General features: G+C 62.2%; 2 protein-coding genes and 1 pseudogene. 1 reads left to right on the plus strand and 2 read right to left on the minus strand.

Annotation, left to right across the window (positions count from 1 at the left end; translation table 11 throughout):
• Both NEI07_RS15830 and ltrA read right to left on the minus strand, forming a co-directional pair.
• Nucleotides 1-630: pseudogene (locus tag NEI07_RS15830) on the minus strand (IS3 family transposase); the annotation flags it as partial.
• Between the two features lie 116 nt (nucleotides 631-746).
• Nucleotides 747-2,048: a group II intron reverse transcriptase/maturase gene (gene ltrA / locus NEI07_RS15835; RefSeq protein WP_407659924.1), complete on the minus strand. Its 1,302-nt coding sequence runs from the start codon at nucleotides 2,046-2,048 to the stop codon at nucleotides 747-749.
• Nucleotides 2,049-2,418: 370 nt separating this feature from the next.
• On the opposite strand from ltrA, the gene NEI07_RS15840 reads away from it, so the two are divergent.
• Nucleotides 2,419-2,607 (plus strand): hypothetical protein (locus tag NEI07_RS15840; protein WP_256035855.1); only part of this gene is annotated, 189 nt, incomplete at its 3' end.

Below are 2,607 nucleotides of genomic sequence, written 5' to 3' on the forward strand. Positions count from 1 at the left end.
TCACGCCACGCAGAAGATACGGGTAGATCTTGTGGCCGGCCGCCGGCTTGCTCGTATTCGGCCGCGGGTAGATCGCCTCGATCCCCATCCGCTTCATCAGCGTCGCGACATGCCGGCGGCCGACGACGGCGTCCTCGCGCCGCAACAGATCCCGCAGCATCCGCGCTCCGGCGAAGGGATAATCGAGATGCAGTTCGTCGAGACGCCGCATCAGCTTCAGGTCCTCGGCCGACACCGGCCGAGACTTGTAATAGACCGTGCTCCGCGAAAGGCCGAGCATCCTGGCTTGTTCTTTGATCGGGAAGGCGTGGCTGCGATCGATCATCGCTTTGCGCTCAGCAGGCCGGCTTTGCTGAGCGCGCCCTCTAAAAAATCATTGGCCAGGGTCAGCTCGCCAATCTTGGCGTGAAGCGACTTCAAATCCACGGCCGCCTCTTTCGGCTCCGCCTTCTCCTGCCCGAACACGCCCGCCGCGCCTTCCAGAAGCTGGCTCTTCCACGTCGTGATCTGGTTCGGATGCACGTCGAACTGCTGCGCCAGTTCGGCCAGCGTCTTCTCGCCCTTGATCGCGGCCAACGCCACTTTCGCCTTGAACGCCGGAGAATGCGTCCGGCGGCTCCTCTTCGTCATCGAATGCTCCTGATTCGCAGCGAGAATCCTCGCCGCCGTCAGGTTCGCGGTAGGGACGCTCATTGCTGAGCGCCCCCCGCACAGATCCGTACGAGCGGGATTCCCGCATACGGCTCCTACCTCGGGTGTCTGGCGGCGAAGCGCACGTTCGGCCAAGGATGAAGGATGCGCGGCTTGGGGAGATATTCGTCTGCCAGCTTCGCCATTCGCTCCCACGGCACACGAGCGCGCTGGCTGCGGCGAGCGAGCTGCCGATGCCAGATGACGATGACGTGCCGACGAAACGCAGCCAGCGCCAGCCCATTGGTTGGCACGGCATGATAGGCGAAATAGCCCGAGACGACGCTTGCGAGCCATTTACCCGTTTCGGGGATCGGCCTGTTAATGCGTCGCCGCAGCGCCTCCTTGATGTCTCGAAGCGTTGCGCGCATGCGGTCGCGCCGCGACTTCCGTCTCACACGAAAGACACCGCCGCGGCTCTTGTCGCAGATGAGCACAAAGCCCAAGAACTTGAAGGTTTCCGGACCGGAGCGCCCTCGCTTCTCGCAGTTCTGCGCCGCAAAGCGACCGAACTCAATCAGCCGGGTCTTGTCCGAATGCAGCGATAACGAAAATTCCCCCAGCCTGTCGCGCATATCGTTCCAGAATCTGCGGGCATCGCTCTCATGCTGAAAGCCGACGATGATGTCATCGGCGTATCTGACCATGATCATGTCGCCCGTGGCCTCGCGCCGTCGCCAGCGATCGGCCCAAAGATCAAAGACGTAGTGGAGGTAAACGTTCGAGAGCAGCGGCGAGATCACCGAGCCCTGGCCTGTCCCCTTCTCTTCAACCGTCACGATCCCATCTTCAAGAACTCCGGCGCGCAGCCATTTCTGGACGAGCCGGATAATGCGCGGATCACCGATCCGATGCTCCAGGAAGCGGACGACCCATTGCTGGGATACCTCCGTGAAGAATGATCGGATGTCGGCGTCGAGAATGAAGTTCACCTTCTTGCTGGTGATCCCAACAATCAGCGCGTCCAGCGCATCATGCTGGCCGCGATCCGGCCGGAATCCATAGGAGAAACCGAGGAAATCTTCCTCGTAAATCTCGCTCAGCACAGTGGCCACGGCTTTCTGGACGATCTTGTCCTCGAGAGCCGCAACCGCCAGCGGGCGCTTGCTTCCGTCGTCCTTCGGAATGTAGCTCCGACGCGAGGGCAACGCCCGATACGCTCCGCGATGAACCCTTGCATGCAAATCCTCAATCCTGCGATCGAGGTCCTGCTCGTAGGTCTTCCAGGTCATGCCGTCCACGCCGGGTGCGGCGGCGCGCTTGAGCGCGTAGAACGCCGTTTCCAGCATGGCGACGTCGACATGGTGCAGGAGCGTCGTGAACTTTTCCTTCTTCCTTTCCCTTGCGACTTTCCGCACGCGGTCCAGCGCCTGTGACACGTTTCCCCGGTTCTGAGCCCGGCGCGTGCGTTGCTGGTCCGCGTTCCCCTTGGTCCCCGCCCTTGGCTCCACCAGCTCCGCAGCGGATTGCTCCGCTTTGTTCGCCAGCTTCACTGCTACTATAGCGGAGTCAGACTTCTCGGGCTCGTTCATCATCGGCTACGACTCCTCGTCTTCCCGATGCGGACCTGCGGTGTCCATCCGCCGGCCAAGCCCGAGACCTCCCGGTTCCCGCGCAAAGAGCTTCCGCACATGCCAGGTTCTTCGACCACGCCGGGCCGAACGAAGACTCGCGTGACGCCTTCGTTCGTGTTGCCTTCCGTGTTTCTGACCACGTCGGCGCCCAGGATTGTGGACTTTCGCGGCTCCATGGCTGGCCTATGCGCTCCCCTGCCGACGCTTCGCCGTCGCCCTCGCGGACGCCGACGCACGGCTCAGGGCCAATGCGGATCGCTACTCCTTCATTGCAGCGGACTTGCACCGCCTGCTCCTTGCCGGTTTCTACCGGCGCACCAGAAAATCCACTTATCTCACTGTC

Origin of the sequence: Methylocystis suflitae (assembly GCF_024448135.1) — a bacterium.
Lineage (GTDB): Bacteria > Pseudomonadota > Alphaproteobacteria > Rhizobiales > Beijerinckiaceae > Methylocystis > Methylocystis suflitae.